General features: G+C 42.2%; 22 protein-coding genes. 3 read left to right on the top strand and 19 right to left on the bottom strand.

Going from position 1 to position 18180, the window contains the following annotated elements; all coding sequences use genetic code 11:
• Window positions 1–4 precede the first annotated feature (4 nt).
• From rsxG to rsxA, 5 genes are read right to left on the bottom strand one after another with little or no spacing between them, the layout of a single operon-like run.
• On the bottom strand, window positions 5–631 hold the full coding sequence (gene rsxG, locus AACL31_RS11280) for an electron transport complex subunit RsxG (RefSeq protein WP_310512735.1): 627 nt from the start codon (window positions 629–631) through the stop codon (window positions 5–7).
• A gap of 9 nt (window positions 632–640) precedes the next feature.
• Window positions 641–1726, bottom strand: a complete 1086-nt coding sequence (gene rsxD / locus AACL31_RS11275; protein WP_339053159.1) for an electron transport complex subunit RsxD — start codon at window positions 1724–1726, stop codon at window positions 641–643.
• A 26-nt stretch (window positions 1727–1752) separates the two neighbouring features.
• Window positions 1753–3513 carry an electron transport complex subunit RsxC gene (gene rsxC / locus AACL31_RS11270; RefSeq protein WP_310512737.1) on the bottom strand — a complete coding sequence of 587 codons (1761 nt, stop codon included), beginning with the start codon at window positions 3511–3513 and terminating at the stop codon, window positions 1753–1755.
• Entirely contained in the window at window positions 3506–4120 is a 615-nt protein-coding gene (rsxB, locus tag AACL31_RS11265) for an electron transport complex subunit RsxB (protein WP_310512738.1), read from the bottom strand. Before rsxB ends, rsxC begins: the two co-directional genes overlap by 8 nt.
• A complete protein-coding gene (gene rsxA, locus AACL31_RS11260; protein ID WP_310512739.1) occupies window positions 4120–4701 on the bottom strand; it encodes an electron transport complex subunit RsxA in 582 nt (193 codons plus the stop codon). The genes rsxB and rsxA overlap by 1 nt, the downstream gene beginning before the upstream one ends.
• A gap of 252 nt (window positions 4702–4953) precedes the next feature.
• On the opposite strand from rsxA, the gene AACL31_RS11255 reads away from it, so the two are divergent.
• Complete coding sequence (locus AACL31_RS11255; protein ID WP_310512740.1) at window positions 4954–5214, top strand: Gfo/Idh/MocA family oxidoreductase; 261 nt, start codon at window positions 4954–4956, stop codon at window positions 5212–5214.
• 166 nt (window positions 5215–5380) lie between these two features.
• A complete protein-coding gene (locus tag AACL31_RS11250; protein ID WP_339053158.1) occupies window positions 5381–6613 on the top strand; it encodes a site-specific integrase in 1233 nt (410 codons plus the stop codon).
• A 235-nt stretch (window positions 6614–6848) separates the two neighbouring features.
• Here AACL31_RS11250 and AACL31_RS11245 read toward each other — a convergent pair whose 3' ends face one another.
• From AACL31_RS11245 to AACL31_RS11190, 12 genes are all read right to left on the bottom strand, one after another.
• A complete protein-coding gene (locus AACL31_RS11245) occupies window positions 6849–7094 on the bottom strand; it encodes a hypothetical protein (RefSeq protein ID WP_339053157.1) in 246 nt (81 codons plus the stop codon).
• A gap of 23 nt (window positions 7095–7117) precedes the next feature.
• Window positions 7118–7294, bottom strand: a complete 177-nt coding sequence (locus AACL31_RS11240; protein WP_310513667.1) for a hypothetical protein — start codon at window positions 7292–7294, stop codon at window positions 7118–7120.
• Window positions 7295–7489: 195 nt separating this feature from the next.
• A complete protein-coding gene (locus AACL31_RS11235; protein WP_339053156.1) occupies window positions 7490–8872 on the bottom strand; it encodes a DEAD/DEAH box helicase in 1383 nt (460 codons plus the stop codon).
• Between the two features lie 20 nt (window positions 8873–8892).
• On the bottom strand, window positions 8893–9639 hold the full coding sequence (locus AACL31_RS11230) for a Rha family transcriptional regulator (protein WP_339053155.1): 747 nt from the start codon (window positions 9637–9639) through the stop codon (window positions 8893–8895).
• A gap of 64 nt (window positions 9640–9703) precedes the next feature.
• Complete coding sequence (locus AACL31_RS11225) at window positions 9704–10477, bottom strand: BRO-N domain-containing protein (RefSeq protein ID WP_339053154.1); 774 nt, start codon at window positions 10475–10477, stop codon at window positions 9704–9706.
• 307 nt (window positions 10478–10784) lie between these two features.
• Window positions 10785–11573 carry a KilA-N domain-containing protein gene (locus AACL31_RS11220; RefSeq protein ID WP_339053153.1) on the bottom strand — a complete coding sequence of 263 codons (789 nt, stop codon included), beginning with the start codon at window positions 11571–11573 and terminating at the stop codon, window positions 10785–10787.
• A 61-nt stretch (window positions 11574–11634) separates the two neighbouring features.
• Window positions 11635–11916, bottom strand: coding sequence for a VRR-NUC domain-containing protein (locus AACL31_RS11215; protein WP_339053152.1), 282 nt, complete (start codon window positions 11914–11916; stop codon window positions 11635–11637).
• A complete protein-coding gene (locus AACL31_RS11210; RefSeq protein ID WP_310513200.1) occupies window positions 11907–12128 on the bottom strand; it encodes an ANR family transcriptional regulator in 222 nt (73 codons plus the stop codon). Before AACL31_RS11210 ends, AACL31_RS11215 begins: the two co-directional genes overlap by 10 nt.
• 28 nt (window positions 12129–12156) lie before the next feature.
• The gene (locus tag AACL31_RS11205; RefSeq protein ID WP_339053151.1) at window positions 12157–14220 is read right to left on the bottom strand and encodes a DNA polymerase; all 2064 of its coding nucleotides are present in this window, start codon (window positions 14218–14220) and stop codon (window positions 12157–12159) included.
• 12 nt (window positions 14221–14232) lie between these two features.
• Entirely contained in the window at window positions 14233–14931 is a 699-nt protein-coding gene (locus AACL31_RS11200; protein WP_339053150.1) for a hypothetical protein, read from the bottom strand.
• 64 nt (window positions 14932–14995) lie between these two features.
• Complete coding sequence (locus AACL31_RS11195) at window positions 14996–15904, bottom strand: BRO-N domain-containing protein (RefSeq protein ID WP_339053149.1); 909 nt, start codon at window positions 15902–15904, stop codon at window positions 14996–14998.
• A gap of 286 nt (window positions 15905–16190) precedes the next feature.
• The gene (locus AACL31_RS11190; protein WP_339053148.1) at window positions 16191–17003 is read right to left on the bottom strand and encodes a BRO-N domain-containing protein; all 813 of its coding nucleotides are present in this window, start codon (window positions 17001–17003) and stop codon (window positions 16191–16193) included.
• A 105-nt stretch (window positions 17004–17108) separates the two neighbouring features.
• Between AACL31_RS11190 and AACL31_RS11185 the strand changes: the two genes are divergently transcribed.
• On the top strand, window positions 17109–17621 hold the full coding sequence (locus tag AACL31_RS11185) for a hypothetical protein (RefSeq protein WP_339053147.1): 513 nt from the start codon (window positions 17109–17111) through the stop codon (window positions 17619–17621).
• 36 nt (window positions 17622–17657) lie between these two features.
• Here the strand turns inward: AACL31_RS11185 and AACL31_RS11180 are convergent, their stop codons facing one another.
• Window positions 17658–17891, bottom strand: a complete 234-nt coding sequence (locus AACL31_RS11180) for a hypothetical protein (RefSeq protein WP_310513681.1) — start codon at window positions 17889–17891, stop codon at window positions 17658–17660.
• Between the two features lie 45 nt (window positions 17892–17936).
• Complete coding sequence (locus tag AACL31_RS11175; protein WP_310513699.1) at window positions 17937–18131, bottom strand: hypothetical protein; 195 nt, start codon at window positions 18129–18131, stop codon at window positions 17937–17939.
• Between the last annotated feature and the right edge of the window lie 49 nt (window positions 18132–18180).

Raw genomic sequence — 18180 nt, 5'->3', positions numbered from 1 at the left:
GTAATTAATTTGCGCATGCTGGATAAGTTGATAATTTTTGCGGCACCGACTGTATAAACCAGGCAGCACGCTTAGTGGCATTAATAACTGCTCTTGGTGTAATGGTGGCACCAGTAAATTGGTCAAAATTGCCGCCATCTTTTTTTACCGCCCAATGGGGACTATGTTCTGAGTCAATTTTTTTACCTGAGAAATAGTTGATCCAATTTGAAATACGAATATCAATTTTATCACCTAATCCAGGTGTTTCATGATGTTCAGTTACACGAACACCAAGCACTTTACCATGAAAATCGGCTGCGACTAGCAATTTTATTGCTCCTGAGTAACCATCTGGTGCGATACTTTCTATGATGGCAGCAATCGGTTTTCCCTCTTTTTTGGCAATATAGAGATGATGGGGCAGTTCACTACCTAATGCTTCATTTTTACTTACTAAGTAACACTCTTTGGTTAAATTATTATCATAAAATTCAGGAGCAATAATTTGATCAAACAGTTTTTGTTGTTGGATAAGTAGCTGGTTATTAATGGTACTTTTGGTGATGGTATAAACCACTGCTGTCAGTCCAGTGGTAGCGGCAGCAAAAACAGCCAATATCAAGCCATGATGTCTAATGGATTTTAACATAACCACTCCTTATTTATGGCCATAAACACGCGGCTGGCTATAGTGATCAATCAGCGGTACAGCGATATTGGCCAGTAATACCGCAAAAGCAGCAGCATCAGGATAACCACCATAAACACGAATGATCCAAATTAATAATCCAATCATTGCACCATAAATAAGACGACCACGCGGTGTAGTTGCCGCCGTAACTGGATCGGTGGCGATAAAAAAGGCACCAAGCATGGTTGCTCCTGAAAAGAGATGTATCATAGGAGAAGCGTATTGTGATGGCATAATAAGCCAGCTCAATAATGAGCAGAATATTAGCGTGGCTAAAAATGCCAGCGGAATTTGCCAACTGATTATTCGGCGATAAAGCATAATAATGCCACCAAACAGATAAGCAATATTAACCCATTGCCAACCGATGCTAGCTAAAGAACCTTGTAAAATAGGTTGTTGCAGTATTTGGCTAATTGAGTATGTTAGTAAACCCGTTTTAAAGCTATCGAGTGGTGTCGCCTGAGTTACACCATCAAAACCTAACGTTAATTGGTTTAAAGTTGCTCCTGTATCGGTATGGCCGGAAAAAATGACTTGTAGGCTAGCTAAAGTATCGGCATGGATCGATTGAAGCTCTGTCGGCGGTAACCAACTTGTCATTTGAACAGGAAATGAGATCAATAATACCACATAACCTACCATGGCTGGATTAAATGGATTTTGGCCTAATCCGCCATAGATGTGTTTAGCTATTAATATGGCAAAGGCCGTACCTAAAACTACCAGCCACCAGGGTGATAATGGTGGAATACTAATAGCCAATAATAAGGCGGTTACTAAGGCGGAATTATCTTTTAAATGGGTTATAACCGGTAATTTTCGTAGCTGTAAAGCTGCCGCCTCACAAATAAATGCGGTTATGATAGCGAGTAAAATTTGGTAAATCGTTCCACTACCAAAAAAGTAAATTTGGCAGGCAATACCGGGAATGGCAGCAATAACAACCCACAGCATGAGTTTACTGGTACTTTGTTTTTCATGCGTAAAGGGTGAAGTCGTCATTTTTAATCGGTTGACCCGACTATTAGTCGATATTGGTCTGACTTTCATTTTTCAGCTCATATATTATTCAATTATTAGGGAGTTTTACTCTGCGCATCACGTTTGGCTTTAGCCCGAGCAATAGCGGCGGCAACGGCCGCTTTGCGTGGATCAGCTGGCTGCGGCTCGCTTGTTGTTTCTGTTGTTACAGCTGATTGGCTTTCTGCTGCTTGTCTGGCAGCTTGAATAGCGCGCAGTTGGGCTTTTCTGGCTTGACGCGCTTCAATCGCTGCTTGGTTATTCAATGATTCAGTTCTACTATTGTCAGCCTGATTTTTTTGTGCATTAATTCGCATTAATGCAGCATTAATTGCGGCTTTGTCTGTTGCTTCAGGCTTAACCGCAGCTTGATTATGCCGCTGCTGACGCAGAATTTTTTCTCGTTCAAGCCGGCTTTTTTTAGCCTCAAACCGTTTCTTAGCATCCGATGTACGTTGCTTTTCTTGAGTAATGGCTTTAATTTCTGCCTTTTCTTGTCGATAGTATTGGACAAGTGGAATATTACTTGGGCAAACATAAGCACAAGCACCACATTCTATGCAATCGGATAAATTATATTGTTCCGCTTTTTCATGCTCCTGTCCTCGACTAAACCAATAAAGCTGTTGTGGTAATAAATTAGCTGGACAAGCTTGGGTACAAAGACCACAGCGAATGCAAGCTTCTTCAATATTAGGTTCACCGATTTCTGCTATGGTAGGAGCAAGGATACAGTTGCTAATTTTAACAATAGGAGTGGTTAAATCAGACAAAGTAAAGCCCATTAGTGGCCCTCCCATAATAACCATTTGCTCTGATTGTGGCACCAGACCGACCTGTTGTAATAGAAAATTGATCGGGGTACCCAAACGAACCCAATAATTACCAGGCTTTTGTATAGCATCGCCGGTTAATGTAACTACCCGTTCAATTAATGGTTCTCCATCGATAATGGCTCGTTTAATCGCAAACACAGTACCAACATTTTGCATCAATATACCAATGAACGAAGAGTGAACGCCGCTGGGTATCTCCTTGCCGGTTAATATCTTAGTTAATTGTTTAGCACCGCCTGAAGGATACTTAGTTGGGATCACCCGTAATTTAATCATAGCTTGTTGGCCTAAAAGTGCTTCTTTTAAGGCGGCTATTGCTGCGGGCTTATTATCTTCAATACCAATCAGGACTTCTTTCGGTCTTAAAATATGTATCAGTATCAGTATACCTTCGATAATTTCATCAGCATGCTCCTGCATTAATCGATCATCGGCGGTTATATAAGGTTCACACTCTGCGGCATTGATAATCAACGTATTAATTAACTTATTGCCATTTTTCAACTTTGTTGCCGTCGGAAAGCCTGCGCCGCCTAATCCTGCTATACCGGCTTGCTCAATATGTGACAATAAGACTTTAGCCGAATATTGTAAGTAGTTGGGTAGAGGTTTGCGCTCACACCATTGATCTTTACTATCTGGCTGTAACCGAATACAAAGCTCTTTTAGGCCGGAGGGGTGTGCGGTTATATGGGGGGCTATGTCAGTAATAGTACCTGAAGTCGTAGCATGGACAGGGATCCGACGATCACAACCTTTAGTTAATGCTTGTCCTTTTAAAACATAGTCATTGGTTTTAACAATGATATCACCCGCTGAGCCTACATGTTGCTGAATAGGAATAATCAATTCATCAGCTAAAGGGAGCGTAACTAACGGAACTTGGCTTGATTGTATTTTCATTTCAGGCGGATGTATGCCACCTGAAAAAGACCAAATTTTTTCTTTATTTGATGTAAGTTTTTTGAAAAAGTTAAACATTTGCTTGCTCCTTGCTAGCAAATGTAACGGTCGTTGTTGAGTTCGATGATGTAGTAATATTTTTTACTGGAATAGTGGTGAGATCCCATTTCCAGTTTTTGATGGTGGTTTTTATTGGTAGCATCGTAATACAGTCTGTTGGGCAAGGGGCAACACAAAGATCACAACCGGTACAGAGATCTTCTACCACTGTATGCATAGCGCGCGTTGCTCCAATAATTGCATCAACGGGGCAAGCCTGAATACATTTAGTGCAGCCAATACAGTTGGCTTCATCAATAAAAGAAACTTTTCGTTCTGGCGTTAATTTATCTTCATCAAGCGCTTGTGGCTCTACATTAAGTAATTCGGCAATTTTTAACATAGCTTGTTCGCCGCCGGGCGCGCACTTATTTATGGTTTCACCATTATTGGCAATTGCTTCGGCATAGGGGCGGCAACCTGGATAGCCACATTGGCCACACTGACTTTGTGGTAAAATATGATCAATTTTTTCTACTATTGGATCGTCTTCTACTTTAAAGCGAAGCGCGGCAAATCCTAAAATAAGACCAAAAATAAGGCCAAATCCGGCAATAACACCGATTGCAATTAATAAAGTACTCATTAGAATTTTACCAAACCACTAAATCCCATAAATGCTAAAGACATTAGGCCGGCTGTAATGAGACCAATCGATGAACCGCGAAAGGGAGCCGGAACATTTGCCACTGCGATACGTTCACGGATGGCAGAAAATAGCACCATTACTAAAGAAAATCCTACTGCAGCAGCAAAACCGTAAACGGCAGATTGTAAAAAATTATGTGATTGATTGATATTCAATAAAGTGACACCAAGAACTGCACAGTTTGTGGTAATTAACGGTAAAAAAATACCTAAAAGACGGTATAGTGTCGGGCTGGTTTTGCGTACCACCATTTCAGTAAATTGAACAACAACAGCAATAACTAATATAAAGCTTAAAGTACGTAAATAGATTAAATCTAACGGTATTAGAACCAATGTATCCATTAGCCATGAACAGATGGATGCTAAAGTCATCACAAATGTTGTAGCAAATCCCATACCAATAGCGGTTTCTAGTTTTTTAGAAACCCCCATAAAAGGGCATAAGCCAAGAAATTTTACCAGCACGAAATTATTTACCAAAACGGTAGCGATAAATAATAAAAAATAATCTGTCATCTGAACGCCTAAATTTTTTATTTAGTCAGTCGAAGTTGTAAACCTAAATGGTCGGCTATGATAGCAACTGATAGTCATATAGGTTATCGATCTTGTGTGAAAGTCAATTTTAGTCAGTTAATGATTTTTAAGAAAATGAAAAATAGTGATTGCAGCTAAAAAATAAAAAGGTACGCTAAATAATATGCATCGGCTGGTCTGGTTGTAATATATGGTTTTAAGTTTGACATGTCATTGTTTTAAGGGGTAGTTATGAATAAACCGATTAAGGTTGGTTTGATTGGTTACGGTTTTGCCGGTAAAACCTTTCATGTTCCTTTTATTACCACAATAGAAGGATTTCAATTATCAGCTATTGTAAGTAGTGATGAACAAAAAGTAAAAAAAGATTGGCCTAATGTCCCTGTTTTTGCTTCACTTGAACAACTTTTGGCTGAGCAGCCAGAAGTCTCTTTGGTTGTTATTCCAACACCTAATAGACAATCTTCAATAACAGTCGTCAACAGCCACTGACAGTCGATAAATTAAAATTAATACTTTGTTTTATAATGCTTTTATTTTTTATCTCAGTATAGAATGACTGTTTTCAGTCACCTATTATATTCCTTGTGTCATCAAATTTATGTACATATTGGTGTACATGAAATATTATATAAAAAAGACGTAAGGAGAAAAAAATATGGCGGTAAGTGATTCTTGGTTAAGAGCGGTAAATGGTAAGCCACAAGCTAAAATGGTGACTAAATCCGACAGAGAGGGTTTATCGGTTCGCGTGACACCAAAAGGTAAAGTCATTTTTCAATATCGCTATCGTTGGCAGGGGAAAGGTGATCGGATAGACATTGGAACCTATCCGGCAATTAGTTTAAAAGATGCGCGTGATAGTGCGCTTTTTTACCGTGGTGAACTAGAGCAGCACAGAAACCCGAAAGTGGTCAAACGCACTCGTAAACAAAAATCAGTTGAAGCGCGAACGGTTGAATCCGTTATTCGTGACTGGTGGGAGAAATCGCTTAAAAATTCACAGGTTAAAGCCGGTGAGATATTACGGTCATTTGAAATTTATGTTTTCCCCAAGATCGGCAATTTACCCCACAACGAAACGCACTTGCATGTCTGGCTATCGCTAATTGAAGAGGTGGTGAAAGCGAAACCGGCGATAGGAGCACGGATTTTACGTTATACCAAAACTGCCCATCGGTGGGGAATTCGCAGGGGGATTATTTCTTTAAATCCACTTATCGATGTTACCTCACAGGATTTAGGGGTAAAAACGCAACAAGGCGAGAGAGTGTTGAGTAGCAACGAGCTCAGGGTATTATTTGCGTTAATTGATGCGCCAGACTATAACCCTAGAAATGCCCTGATAATCAACCTAGCGTTATTGTTTGGTTGCCGGATAGGTGAATTGCTAAAAGCAAAAATGGCTGATTTCGATTTTACTAAAGGAATATGGACAGTGCCACCAGAGAATCATAAAACAGGGTGTAAAAGCAAAAAGCCCATTATCCGGCCTATTATCCCCGCGGCAGAGGAATTGATCAGAACTGCTAAAAAATTGAATTATGGCAGTGATTATTTATTTACCGTCTCAGAAGGGAAACCTTTGTGTGTCAGTGGGCATATTAGTTTTATTAGCAATCTCAACAAAAAAATGGCTCGCAGATTTGAGAACTATACTCACTGGTCAATTCACGATTTGCGTAAAACCATGCGTACGGGGGTTGCGGAATTAACCCAGCCCCATGTTGCTGAGATCATGTTAGGGCATAAACTACCGGGGATTTGGCAGGTATACGACAAGCATACCTACCTAGAGGAACAGCGAGAGGCTTATGATCGCTGGTGGAATAAAGTTAATCAAATCGTTTACCCATCTCCCAATCCAGAATATCCTGCCGGGCAAAATTAAGCTCATCAGATCTAAACCGAGGGCGTGGAAAACCTTCTCGCCGTTGGTATCCGTTACCCGCCCATAGTCTGATAGTTTGAGTTGACACTTTGTACCTTTTTGCCAGTTCACTGGTTTTGACAAAAGGGGATTCATTCATAGGATATTCTCCTTTATTACTGTTAAACGCTTACCTTTCGGTATGGGTAATTTGAGTGGGGTAAATTCAGGTGGGATAATGCTTATTCGCTCTATGCTATTTCTTCAATGTGTCGAGGAATACCCCTAAATAGACAAAGAGTGCTGGCACTATCATAATGCCGATAACCAGTAGCTCTTGCCCGCCTAAATGGATATTGCCTAATTCGCCACGTTTAAACCTGATTTGTGGGTCAATGACGGTATCGGCGTGCGCAAGATGTCCAACTATCAGTTCGAAGGAGAACGCTGCTCTGATAAACAATAATGTCGTGATTAATAATTTGATGATGTTAAGTTTCATGGTTTGGCCTTTGTAAAATTAGCTTATTTCTTAACGCAAATCGCTTTGGCGTTGATATCCTTGAAAGTTTCAAATTCCCTTTCAAACTGTTTAGCGGCGAATTGGCACATGTTCTCAGTGTCAAATTCCTGAGTATGAACACTTGCAAAGTTACTCGATGCATAAGGGCTGGCATACATGCCTAGGATTAAAATCCACATGGTGGGCTCTCCGTTGTTAATGAGAATGGTAATGTTAATGATAACTATTTGATATTAAAATATAAATTTTTGTAAATTTAAGGTTAAGTCTGTTTATATATACAGTCTTGATATACTTTGGCATAGTTATTTGGTTGTGTGTTTGCTATTCACAATTTTTTTACCTGGTGTTGGCCAGCCTTGCGCTGGTCTTTTTTACTTTCTCTTCATCGCTTCCAGTAATAAATCCTGTATTGCCCGTTTTGAATTACGGCGCGCCATCACCACTTCATCGAGTGTATCTTTAGCGACGATATGATGAATAAAGACAGGGCGATTATGTCCGGCTTGCGCTTGACTCGTGGGGCCGATACGCTCGATAATTTGCTGGTACTGCTCCAAGTCCCACCAATGGGAGAAAAAGACCAGAATGTTACCGCCGTCCTGTAAATTTAAGCCGTGTCCACAGCTTGCGGGGTGGGCAAAAAGCAACGGGATTTTGCCACTATTCCAGTTGGTAAGGGTTTGTGGGTTAGCGTCTAACATTTTGCCTTTTGGAAACGCTTTTACTAATCTTTCAAGGTCATGTTTCCAATGGTAAGCGACCAGTACTGGCGTCCCTCCTGATTCATTAACAATACTCTCCAGTGCCTGGATTTTGACATCGTGTATCGCTGTCCAGTTGCGATTGTCATCGCTATAAATAGCACCACTGGCAATTTGCAAACATTTTATTGTTTTGGCCGCGGCATTTAACGCTTCAATCGCACTCTCGCCCAATTCAAGAAACAGTTCTTTTTCCATGGCCTGATAGTGTGCTCGCGCTTTCGCGGGTAGTTCAACGTTAATAACGTTGTGTACGGGTTCGTCGATATCAAACCAATCAGCGGCATTAAGGGATAGCGTGACATCGCTGAGTGCTAACTGAATTTGTTGATGAGCAAACCCTAAAGGCGCAAACCTGCTCCACTGTTGCCCGGGGAACTGGATACGGTTAAACCAGCGAGACGTAAACGCATTATGGGTTCTGCCTAGCCGTTCGCCCTGGTCAACAAACCAGGTTTGCCCCCATAAGTCCATCAGGCCATTCGGTGAAGGCGTACCGGTCAGATTTACCCATCGATGAACCGATTTATGGGCGATTTTGGCGAGTGCAGCGGTGCGTTTACCGCCTTTGCGTAGCCGGAATGATTTTAACCGGGTGCTCTCGTCAGCGATAATCGTGCCGAAAGGCCAGCTGTCACCTAGTGTTTCAACCAGCCAGACGAGATTGTCATAATTGACCGTAAATACGCTGGCATGGGTATTTTTGAGAGCTGTCATCCGCGTTTTTGCAGTGCCAATAATGGGCTGCACTTCAATATTACGCAGGTGGCCCCATTTAAGCGCTTCGTCAGGCCAAGTGGATTGGGCTACCCGTAAAGGGGCTAATACCAGTGTGGGTTTGGTTTCACTGCCTGATAAATAGAGATTTTCTAATGCCGTCAGGGTTGCTGCTGTTTTACCCATTCCCATCCCCGCCCAGACATTTGAGCGTTTGATATCCAGCAGGTGATTGATAATGAGATTTTGGTAAGGTCGAGGGGTGAAGGTTTTCATAAATTGCCTTTTAGCTGTTTTTAAAATAATTCAGCGATATCGATACCGTGTATTTCAAGCCACACATCCCTCGGATAAATCACTTCACGGCGGTTTTGGTCAGGATTGAAACAGGTTGGGTATCTCGAGGTGAGTGCGTCATAAATATCGTGTTTGTCGAGCCAGGCATTTAACACTTTCCAGCCAAACATTTTTCCCGTCGCTCTCCACACTGCCTGTTGAGAAGCCCATTCTTTACTTGCGCCAAATCGGGAGGCCATTTTTTCACGCTCTCGTGTCGCACGATTAGCAATGCGCTGGTAGGCTGAATTACGTTGAAGTGCAGTAGCTTCCCTTTTGCGACTAATATGGGACTTGGTACGGATAGCTTCATTTCTCTGGTCAGTAATAACAGCCTTTTCCTTTTCTGAGATAACCAAGGCTTCAAGCGCTTCGATGTAGTTAGTGGGTAATGAAGGGGTGTTTAATTTCTGTTCCAGTTCTTGCCAACGATCAACCGGGCGAGCCGTAAATTCAGGGCAAAGTTGAGCAACAACAATAATGCTGTCACGTTTACCTTGTTCACCTTCAAAAATAAAAACTTCAGTGAAGCGATTTGGGCTATTTGATTGTTTATTCTCAATTTTCTCAGATTGAGGAAGTTGAATAATCTCACTCTTAGCCAATGTTTCAATAGTCCGTTTTACGTTGTCGTGACGTTTGTTGACCAGTTCCGCAATCTCAAGGCTTGACATAGTTAAACTTTGGAAAGTTATTAAATTTTGCATGTAAAAATTCCTCAATAATGAAATTGATGAAAGATTGCCCCTTAGCAAGGGGCGTTAAGATTAATTAGTGACGTTCTAGGAAATGGGTCAACTCACCTTCGTACCACTGATCGGTGCGGGCGGTGATTATCCCGATTTGTTGATGGTGAAAATGTTCAAAAAGTTGTTTTATTTCCGCTAACACGGTATCGATATTCTCACGCTTGCGTAAAAGCCGTTTGATAACTTGTTTTTCAGCGTCATTAATAATTTGGCGCAATGACTTGGTGATATAGTAAATGCGTCGGCACTCATCAGCCATCAGCGGTATATGCTCCACCTGAAAACGCTCAGGTGATGGCGTGCACGTCACTTCACGTAAAGCCAGCCACACCGCATTACTCCACGAACGCTCAAACCGAAAGCCATTTGTCATGCACCAGACTAAGTGCGTCAGGTTACGGGTGTCTGAATGGGTAAAACGCTCTACGGCTTTTGGTTGGTATTGAGGAGTAAAGTTGGGGCTTTGATTAACGGCTTGTTTATCGAGGATATCTAGCACCCATTTTCTGAATTCTTTTGCTATATGTGTACGGGCAAACATAGCGATTAGGTGTGCACCTCTTAGAGAAAAGATGCGAACTGGCATTCTAACCGTTCCCGTTTTTCTAACGACGCCCAAATTGACCGTCGTTGTCATACATTCGGAAAACTCATCTTTATTGCGATTGAAAATTTTTGTTACTGCATCCGTTTCTGTATATTCCAGTGCTCTAGCAAGTTCAGCAGAAGTAAACCAAATTTCTCTGTTATGGGAAATAGTTTCAAGAATAGTATTACGGAAAATTAAAGTAGTCATAGTAATGATTACCTGTTTAGTTAAGGATAATCACCACCTAGAGGTCTCAAACTCATATTGGCGGTGAACTGAACAGGGTTGAGACTACCGGCTAAACAGGACCCGGCGAGCCTTTCGGCTCCCCCATCCAGCCCACCATTGATTCTTGCTATGGCAGACTGACGCATAAAAAAACACGCTGTCGGCGTGCTATGCGCCTGTTTAGTTACCGGGGTCTCAATCCCGACACCTGATTTATCAGATGCAAATAAACTATAGCGCATGATTTTTGCTTTCGTCAATGGGTATTTAAAATGTCAATATTTTATTATGTTGCTGCAATTCCGTTCATCATGATGCTTAGCAATCTGGGAAATTGGCTATCATAGAAATGGGGCTGAGTCTGACGGGGATGGTTTGGGTCAGTTAAGTTTTTTCCAAACTGTAATCCTCTTTCCGTCAGTGACCAGAATAGTTTTTCCTTGTCAGGATGTTTGCTACTTGGGCGTGATTTACGCTCAACAATACCTAATAATTGCAAACGTTTAAAGCCGGATGGCGGACTGTAAGGCTTACCATGCAGCAGTAAAAGCTCCGTAAAAGAGTGCGTCACTTCGCTTGATACTGTCATGCTTCCTTCAGGTGCATCAACGGCGTAAGCAGGTAGTACATCTGGCATACCAAGGGAAGATTGCAATTTTTTCATTGCACCAAGTAGACCAGAAGGGGCGATACGCAGCTCTTGTTTGTAAAAAGCGATCATGGCTAAACCAGCTTGCACTTTATCGGTTAGCGGTTGTGTAGGTGTAGCGATAACTTCATCGAAAGTACGAATAACTTTAAGATTAAAAGCTGCGCTAATCCAAATGGCGTAGGCGTAAACTAGTTCTTTAGCAACGTAAGTTCCTTGCTCGACACCTCCTCGAATGACCGATACCGGAATTCCGCCCTCGCTCAAAAATTGTTCAATTAATTCTTGAGTTTGTTTATTAGCAAGCCAATATGCAGGACTGTCTTTTTTAAGATCACCAGCGGCTTTATGTAAATCATTTAGACAATAACGCCCGAAAGCGTCTTGACGAACAACGGTATTTTCAATAACAACTAATTTAGACATGGAAACACGCCTCCGTAGTTAAACAAAGAGAATCAATAAGATATAGTGACTTAAAGGGTTCTTAGTCCACAGTGGGTAAGATGCTGCTTAAATCGTGACTGTCCAGTACGATGACCTGATGGCCTAGGGCAAAAAGCCGTGCGTGTTCGCGTAATTGGTAGGGGGTGGGTTTTTCGCCCGGTGCTTTACATTTCACGAAAATAATCTTGCCATTGGGGAGTGCAACTAATCGGTCAGGTACGCCTCGTCGTCCCGGTGAAACAAATTTATAGGCAATGCCACCGATTTTTCGTACTTCACTGACCAAATGTTTTTCAATGCTCTCTTCCCTGATTAACCGCATGGATACATCCTTTTAATATGTTCCCGTTTGATTTGCATCAAGCAAAAATCGCCGCGGTGTTCACTCCAGATACGATTATTGCGATTACGCGCCAGTCGGTTTGCCTGTGACCATGCGCGCGCCGCTTCATGGTATTGGCCTGACTGTTCAAGGTGTACCGCATCCTGTGCTGCCTTGAAATAAAGTGGGCTGTCGTTTTTCATAAAGGCCATGATGTTTATTTTATCCTGTGTGTGTTATTTATTCCTTGCGATAACGATAAGTCTCAAACCCCGCTGCACTAAGCGGTAAATTAAAAGCCCAATCCGGATTAAGACTTAACAGCTTACTTAACCCCTCGGCGGAAAATTGAGGAGTATCCGGCGCTTCGCTGATAATTTCATCATGGACGGTTAAGACAATCGCATAACCCGCCTTTTCAATGCGTGGCATGCTATAGGCCAAGACATCGCGTGCGGCGGCCTGACAGATATTTTCAGTAATTTTACCGCCGTAGGTTTTTAACCGTTCCCATTTTCGGCTGTAGGGATTAGTCCCCATGTAGGTGATTTGTCCATTCTCTATTCGCGCAGAAGGGTAGCAAAGACTACGACCTGATGGTAGACAAATTCTGAGCCAGCCTTTATCGCGACGAAGGCTAAGTTTACGGCACTTAAACACTATCCCCGGTGACTGAATGGCTTGTTTTACAGTGTCTTCAATGTCGTACCAGAATGATACGGTTTGTGGATGGGCATTGCGCCACATGCGCTTAAGGGAATCGCAGGTAACAAAGACTTTTTCGCTGAGGCCATAAGTCTTCTCCGTTTCAACGGATTTTTGATACCAGCGCATCGCCTCTCGCTTAACGTTAGGCGGTATGTTAGGTAATGCGGCTTCCGCCAGTTCATCTAAATCCAGACCGTAGGCGAGGGCAAATGTCAAAAATGCCGCAACCCCACCGCCATAGCCTAAGCCGAGTTCCATCACCTTACCGATTTGTCGTTGAGCTTTAGTGACGTTCTCAGGTAAAAGATTAAATGCGCGCGCATAGGCGAGTTTATAGAGGTCATTGCCTTTGCCGTTATCAAACTCGCTAAAAGCATTGACTTTCCAGTTTTCCCCTGCCAGCCATGCCAGCATGCGGCCTTCGATATTCGACAAATCCGAGATAACCAGTTTTTTACCGGGTGGCGCGATAATACACCCTCTAAGCGCAGAACTGGTCAGTTGCATAATGTCATCACAAATCAGCTCGGCGCAACCGGCTTTTAATGCGTCAATGCCGTTATCAATCGTCTTTTGGTCAAGCGTGGGTCTGGGGAGATTATCCGGCTGAAAAATACGTCCCGCCCATCGTCCGGTGCGTGAGGCACCACAAAATTGCTTGGTTCCTCGAAGTCGTCCATCTGCGCTTACCGATTTTAACAGCGCCTTATATTTACTGGTGCTGCTTGTACACGATTGCAGACGGACTGACAGTAGTTCGCGTAAAGCCGGTGGAATATCAGGGTCATTAACGCGGCGCTGTAGCGTGCTGGCTTGCATATCCGGTAACGTGATGCCAAATGCCGAAACGATATGCTGTAACAGTGCATCGCGTTGGGTCGCGGACTGTACGGCGTTACCCGTCAATTGCTGAGCGACGGTTGATAACCGTTTTTGCTCGTTTTCAACGGTAGTCAAGGCGCTTTTCGCCAGTTCAACGTCCATACACATCCCACGGCGATTAATTTTCTGGTCTAACTGCCATAACGCTTTTTCATCAAAATTCATATTCCAACGTGGTAAATGCTGATAAATCTCGCACATCGCTAAAATATCTGAGCCTGCGTAAGTTTTAAACCGCTGCCATTCTTCAAAATGTGTTAACGCCGTGGCGCGTTGTATTTTGCTATTTTTAGGGCGCGGTTTGCAAAATAGCTGTATAAGCGCTTTACCTTCTTTATCTTTGGCCTTATCGCTATTGACGTTGAAGATATCGCAAAGCGAACCGAGCGCACCGGGTAAGCCATGTGTCAGTGCTTGTACTAATGTGTCGTGAACGCGGGATAACGGTAAGTCAATATTTAACACCTGTTTTAAAATTACCGTATCAAACATGCCGCCGTTGTGCCAGACAGTTAAAATTTCTGTGTCATTAAGATACGCTTTCAAATCTGTCGGCATCGTTTTATCTTGCGTCACATCCCAGACCTTTACGGGGTGATGATTGTAAGCATAAGCAAAAAGTAAAATTTCTGCATTTTCAGCATAGCGATGCGTGCCACAATTAATCGGAATATCGCTATAGGTTTCTAAATCGCAAAATAGTAAATTTTGCATAATCCATCCTTATCAGGCGGTTACGGAAAAACGCCCCATTTTAGGGTGATACCACTGACTGCCGCGTTTCTCAGCCTCAAGCATCATGTTATCCAACGCGTTTTTAAATGCCGCTTCATCAACCACTGACATTTGGGTAATTTGGCCGCCTGGCGCAACATGGGGCACTTTTTTGCAAGGCACCTTCCACGCCATGACTAATTGCCGACATTTGGCATCGCTTAAGCCGTACTTTGTTTTAAGATAGCTATAGCCCTGGAAACCGGCTGGGATAGTGCCTTGTTTGATTTGTTCGATTTCTTCTGAGACTTGCTCTACCTGATGCTCGATACTCTTTAACCGACGCTCCTGTGCAACGTTAGCCAATGCCATTGCTGCAATAATTTCATTGGCGCTTTGTGGTTTGCTTTGCTGCTCCAGTTTATCAATCAGCGAGCGGCGAACCGCTTTAGATTCACGGGCGGCAACGCGGAGGGCTTGCTTAAGCGTCATTTCGATAATTTCAATATCAGCGCCGTTTTTTTGACCTACAAAAATTTTGTAGGTCTCTCCTTCAAGTTCATCTTTAATGCGATCAATAAAGACGTTATTTCTAATAGGTGATTCACCATATTCTTTTCGTGTTTCGTTAACCATTAGCAGTAATTGTTGCGAGTCAATCGTTTCGTTGTTGGAAAGTGTGACATTTGGTACATTCATTAAATTTGACATAAGAAAATTCCTCAATAGTTAAATTGATGAAAGATTGCCCCTTAGCAAGGGGCGTTAAGATTAATTAGTGACGTTCTAAGAAGTGGGTCAATTCACCTTCGTACCACTGATCGGTGCGCGCGGTGATTATCCCGATTTGTTGATGGTGAAATTGCTCAAAAAGCTGTTTTATTTCCGCTAAAACGGTATCGATATTCTCACGCTTACGTAAAAGTCGTTTGATAACCTGTTTTTCAGCGTCATTGATAATTTGGCGTAATGATTCTGTGATGTAGTAAATCCGGCGACATTCGTCAGCCATTAAAGGTATATGCGCTACCTGAAAACGTTCTGGTGAGGGCGTGCCCGTCACTTCGCGCAAAGCCAGCCACACCGCATTACTCCATGAACGCTCAAACCGGAAGCCATTTGTCATACACCAGACTAAATGTGTTAGATTGCGCGTATCTGAATGGCTAAAACGCTCTACGGCTTTTGGTTGGGGTTGAGGTTGAGGTTGAGGTTGAGGTTGAGGTTGAGGTTGAGGTTGAGGTTGAGGTTGAGGTTGAGGTTGAGGTTGAGGTTGAGGTTGAGGTTGAGGTTGAGGTTGAGGTTGAGGTTGAGGTTGAGGTTGAGGTTGAGGTTGAGGTTGAGGTTGATGGCGATCATATCTGCCAGTTTTACGGATCGATGGGAGGACTTTATTAAATACCCAATCCTGAAATTGTTTTGCTTCGGGCTTATTGCTACGGAAAATCACACGATAAAGGTTAGGTTCATTGACATAAACCAGTAATTGGTTTCCGCCTTTTGTGGGGGTTACATGTTTTGTAATCCCTTTATCATCCATTCGGAAACGTTCAGGGCTTGCGACAATAATAGATAAAATTTCACATACATCTTTCAGGCAAAACCAAGGTTCACCGCTGATTATCTGAATACGTACATTATAAGTTTCTTGGAAAGAAAATGAGATGGCTTGTGCGGTAGTCATAATATGACCTCCGATAGTGGTTTGAATTTACTCACCACCTAGAGGTACTAATCTCTATATTGGCGGTGAACTGAACAGGGTTAGTACTACCGGAAACCACCGACCGGCCAACCTTTCGGTTGCCCCATCCAGCCCACCATTGAATGCGGCTAGACTACGACATTAAAAAACACGCTCGCGGCGTGTACATGTCGCGGTAGTTTACGGCGGGGTACTAATCCCGGCATCTGATTTATCAGATGCAAATAAACTATAGCGCATGATTTCTTCTTTCGTCAATGGGTATTTAAATAAGTTCGCTTTTTGCTGCTTCCTGTTCAGCGACAAGAATTTCCCTGAATTTCTTGATTGCGTTGTCGTTGTAGCGAAAGGACTCAACCTCTTTATTGCTGTAAGGGGATTTATCGAGATAGGTATCACCGTATGCTTTAACTTTCATCTTATTGTCATTAGCGATACGCCCAATCTTATTTGCGGAAACATTAAACATTTTACCAATCTCTGTTGCTGTATAATGTTTTTCGGTGATAAGCGGCAAGGGGATCACTTCACTACCCGCAATAGGGTTAATCAGTCCGGCTATGATAGTTTGTCTGGCGTTATCGGAAAGGTTTGTTGCCCATTCAAATATCTTCTTCACATTTTCCATTTGAATTTGTATGGCTTTCGCCTGAATTTCTATTGCTTTTGCTTTACGAAATTCAGGTAATCCGCTACCTTCGTCTTTGTGATGCTTTTTAATGCTATAGCTTCCGTGTTGACGTAATGCTGGTAAAACGTCTTCACAGACCCAATCCTGAACACGTTCAGCGGAAGGAAGTTTGCTTTTAAGTATCAGACGGAAAACATCCCCTTCAGGTACAAGGATGATTCCTTTAGGTCTGAATCCTAAACTTAATTCTGCCGTTTCAGCACAATTAAGTTTAATCAATGACTTACAATGATCATTTAATGCTTTTGCTGGCTGTGCATATCCTAAAGCTTCAGCAACTTTTACGGCAAAGAATACTGGTTTGCCTTGATAAAGGGTTCCCTGTAATTCAATACCTAAATCATCGGTTTTGAAAGTCATTAATTCGGTTTTGGTAATTTTAGACATAAAAATATTTCTCCGTAATGGAACGAATGAAGGTATTAATGTGAAAGATTTTGCAGATTGAACCCTAAACCCGTTATACTTACCTAAACACGGGAGGATAACGTTATGGGTCAGGTTGCATTTGATGCACTACAAGCATCGGAAGAACTAGAAAGTGCTGGCATTTCCAGAGAACAAGCCAGAGCCATTTCACTTGTCGTACGTAGATCGCATGAGGTTGCAGATGTTGCGACTAAAGCGGATATTGTTGAGGTCAACCGCAATATTGCTGATGTCCGCAAGGATTTATCGGCTGAGATAGCTGATGTTCGTAAAGACTTATCGGCTGAGATAGCTGATGTTCGTAAAGACTTATCGGCTGAGATAGCTGATGTTCGTAAAGACTTATCGGCTGAGATAGCTGATGTTCGTAAAGACATGGCTGTTCGTTCTGAGAAAACGGATGCTCAAATCGCTGATGTCCGTAAGGATATTGCTCAGATAGATAAGCGCCTTGATTTTTCAGAAAAACGGTTTGACAGACTGGAACAAAAATTTGACCGGCTGCAATGGTTCTTATTGGCGGGTATTCTCGGTTTACTGTTTAAAGAAATAATCCCTAAATTATGGGGCGGTTAATTTTATCAATATGCCAGTAATAAGTGTGTTGATTGCTTAAATGTTTCTTTTAAGGCAGTTAGCGTCTTGAGCAATGCTGTGTAATAAAACAGCGATTTTCTCTCTGATAATTACTGCAATCCTGATTTTTTCAATAAAAACACCTTGTATTTCTATATGTTTAGCTTTGATTGTTGCTAGTTTGTGTAAGCCATAAATTGCTGTTTTCAACTCCTCAATATTTTTTAATACTGAATCTATAGAGGTTTCTTTTCCGGTAAGATAATTCATCTTTTACTCCTTGATTGAATCTTTAACATCTGTACAGCCCCCAACTTACCGATGCATTTTTGCCAGTCGTTTATTCTCTTTTCTCAGGTATTGATTTTCTTCTGCCAGTAGTTGAATCATATTGATTAATGTCTTGGTTTCCTCATCGGCATAAACGGGTTGCGCTAAGTTAAGTAAATAACGGCCGTTGTTACTGGGGTTAGTGAGCGTAAGGACTTCAGTCATATTATCTAATTTCATTTTTAAGCCTCCTTGAGTTATTTACACTTTACATATCAAATTTCCCGTA

It is taken from the genome of Arsenophonus endosymbiont of Crataerina pallida (assembly GCF_964020125.1).
Lineage (GTDB): Bacteria > Pseudomonadota > Gammaproteobacteria > Enterobacterales > Enterobacteriaceae > Arsenophonus > Arsenophonus nilaparvatae.
Note: the sequence above shows the minus strand (reverse complement) of the source record. Positions and strands in the feature narration are given on the sequence as shown.

What these genes read in the sequence shown, in the direction of transcription:
- rsxC (WP_310512737.1), bottom strand. Translation starts at nt 3,513, where the DNA reads ATGTTTAACTTTTTCAAAAAACTTACATCAAATAAAGAAAAAATTTGG.
- AACL31_RS11215 (WP_339053152.1), bottom strand. Translation starts at nt 11,916, where the DNA reads ATGCGGTTAATCAGGGAAGAGAGCATTGAAAAACATTTGGTCAGTGAA.
- AACL31_RS11180 (WP_310513681.1), bottom strand. Translation starts at nt 17,891, where the DNA reads ATGAATTATCTTACCGGAAAAGAAACCTCTATAGATTCAGTATTAAAA.
- rsxA (WP_310512739.1), bottom strand. Translation starts at nt 4,701, where the DNA reads ATGACAGATTATTTTTTATTATTTATCGCTACCGTTTTGGTAAATAAT.
- rsxG (WP_310512735.1), bottom strand. Translation starts at nt 631, where the DNA reads ATGTTAAAATCCATTAGACATCATGGCTTGATATTGGCTGTTTTTGCT.
- rsxD (WP_339053159.1), bottom strand. Translation starts at nt 1,726, where the DNA reads ATGAAAGTCAGACCAATATCGACTAATAGTCGGGTCAACCGATTAAAA.
- AACL31_RS11245 (WP_339053157.1), bottom strand. Translation starts at nt 7,094, where the DNA reads ATGAAACTTAACATCATCAAATTATTAATCACGACATTATTGTTTATC.
- AACL31_RS11185 (WP_339053147.1), top strand. Translation starts at nt 17,109, where the DNA reads ATGGGTCAGGTTGCATTTGATGCACTACAAGCATCGGAAGAACTAGAA.
- AACL31_RS11225 (WP_339053154.1), bottom strand. Translation starts at nt 10,477, where the DNA reads ATGACTACTTTAATTTTCCGTAATACTATTCTTGAAACTATTTCCCAT.
- AACL31_RS11195 (WP_339053149.1), bottom strand. Translation starts at nt 15,904, where the DNA reads ATGACTACCGCACAAGCCATCTCATTTTCTTTCCAAGAAACTTATAAT.
- AACL31_RS11210 (WP_310513200.1), bottom strand. Translation starts at nt 12,128, where the DNA reads ATGGCCTTTATGAAAAACGACAGCCCACTTTATTTCAAGGCAGCACAG.
- rsxB (WP_310512738.1), bottom strand. Translation starts at nt 4,120, where the DNA reads ATGAGTACTTTATTAATTGCAATCGGTGTTATTGCCGGATTTGGCCTT.
- AACL31_RS11235 (WP_339053156.1), bottom strand. Translation starts at nt 8,872, where the DNA reads ATGAAAACCTTCACCCCTCGACCTTACCAAAATCTCATTATCAATCAC.
- AACL31_RS11190 (WP_339053148.1), bottom strand. Translation starts at nt 17,003, where the DNA reads ATGTCTAAAATTACCAAAACCGAATTAATGACTTTCAAAACCGATGAT.
- AACL31_RS11175 (WP_310513699.1), bottom strand. Translation starts at nt 18,131, where the DNA reads ATGAAATTAGATAATATGACTGAAGTCCTTACGCTCACTAACCCCAGT.
- AACL31_RS11240 (WP_310513667.1), bottom strand. Translation starts at nt 7,294, where the DNA reads ATGTGGATTTTAATCCTAGGCATGTATGCCAGCCCTTATGCATCGAGT.
- AACL31_RS11230 (WP_339053155.1), bottom strand. Translation starts at nt 9,639, where the DNA reads ATGCAAAATTTAATAACTTTCCAAAGTTTAACTATGTCAAGCCTTGAG.
- AACL31_RS11250 (WP_339053158.1), top strand. Translation starts at nt 5,381, where the DNA reads ATGGCGGTAAGTGATTCTTGGTTAAGAGCGGTAAATGGTAAGCCACAA.
- AACL31_RS11255 (WP_310512740.1), top strand. Translation starts at nt 4,954, where the DNA reads ATGAATAAACCGATTAAGGTTGGTTTGATTGGTTACGGTTTTGCCGGT.
- AACL31_RS11200 (WP_339053150.1), bottom strand. Translation starts at nt 14,931, where the DNA reads ATGTCAAATTTAATGAATGTACCAAATGTCACACTTTCCAACAACGAA.
- AACL31_RS11205 (WP_339053151.1), bottom strand. Translation starts at nt 14,220, where the DNA reads ATGCAAAATTTACTATTTTGCGATTTAGAAACCTATAGCGATATTCCG.
- AACL31_RS11220 (WP_339053153.1), bottom strand. Translation starts at nt 11,573, where the DNA reads ATGTCTAAATTAGTTGTTATTGAAAATACCGTTGTTCGTCAAGACGCT.